This is a genomic window from Methylobacterium sp. Leaf125, assembly GCF_001423085.1.
Taxonomy (GTDB): domain Bacteria; phylum Pseudomonadota; class Alphaproteobacteria; order Rhizobiales; family Beijerinckiaceae; genus Methylobacterium.
Genome location: NZ_LMNU01000020.1, coordinates 20,870 through 21,498 on the forward strand (window position 1 = coordinate 20,870; position 629 = coordinate 21,498).

Consider the following 629-nt stretch of genomic DNA (forward strand, 5'->3'; position numbering starts at 1 on the left):
TCGACGTCCAGCACCTTCAGCGCCAGCCCCCGCGGCAGGGACACGGCGTCGGGAAGGATGTCACCCGCRTTGGTAGACAGGCGCATCAGAACCTTGTGCGTCCCAGGCCGGGCGAACAGGCCTTGCGCAAGTTCTTCGGGTAGGGCGTCATCGATGCGGAGCTCGCCCTCCAGGATGCCGTGYGCCTTCGCATGCACCGACCGCACCGCGTGGCCGGAATCCGCRGCTACGGTCTTCAGGATCTTGTCGAAGGTCTGGTTGAGCTGCGCGATGGTCACGTCCTCACCGGACGTCACCACCTCGACGTCGGGACTGTAGCGAACGGGGGCTTGCAAGGTCTGTCATCCTTTGTCGTTTAGCTCGGAACAGAACTTGGCCTACGGAGCGGCGTTCCGAGCTGCGAACGGCTCAATTGTCCGTGAACGACAGTCCGGGAACGTCCGAAGCGTCCGGCATTTAACATGACAAAGGCCCACCAATTCTGACCGTCAAATCTTCCGTTTCGACGCGGTTTCTCGTCTTGAGTGTCCGTCGTCAGATGATTTGGGACATTCAGCGGTGTTCAGGAGCGGAGGCTCTGGTCCATCTGGGGTGAGAGGTTAGGCAGCCTGCGCGTGATGGCGCAAGCG

Annotated in this window: 1 pseudogene; it reads right to left on the reverse strand. The window is 61.5% G+C overall.

From position 1 onward, the window contains the following. A pseudogene (locus ASF58_RS27245) lies at positions 1–335 on the reverse strand (catalase); the annotation flags it as partial. Positions 336–629 lie beyond the last annotated feature (294 nt).